The 532-nt window shown below is 44.5% G+C and carries 1 protein-coding gene; it reads left to right on the forward strand.

Annotated features, from left to right (window positions below; all coding sequences use genetic code 11):
* Positions 1 to 68: 68 nt before the first annotated feature.
* Positions 69 to 532, forward strand: a 464-nt coding sequence (locus ACYVRA_RS08455; RefSeq protein ID WP_461252283.1) for a hypothetical protein, incomplete at its 3' end; no start/stop codon positions are given.

A 532-nucleotide genomic window follows, 5' to 3' on the forward strand; every position in this document is an offset into this window, starting at 1 on the left:
TTTCCGGCGACAGCGAAAGCGGTTACGGATTCGGCGCGGCGCAGTATCTGTCTCTTATACACATCTAGATGTGTATAAGAGACAGCGTCAAATCAGAGATACTCAAAGCCGCGCTCGGAAAGGCAAAGGCCGGGGACAGCACATTCGTTAAGAGTGATTTGAACATCAATAGTATTGATGACAGCAAGACGGATGTAAATACCGCGAATGTTAAGACGAATGTCAACCCGGAGATAAAGACAAACGCCGGAGTAGGTATAAATACAAATACCAATACTGGTATTGATACCGAAGCGAAAGTCAGCGTCAACGCAGCTAATGTCAAAACAGGCGCGGATACGGTTGTTAATACAACTGTCAATACGGCGAATGTAAAGACTGACGTTAATCCGACAGTTAATACAACCGCCAATACGGCGAATGTAAAGACGGATGTTAATACAACGGTTAATACCGATGTCAACACAGAAGCCAAGACAGACGTCAATACGGCAAATGTCAAGACCGATGTTAATACTGCGGCTGATAAAAA

The organism is Treponema sp. R8-4-B8, assembly GCF_054786175.1.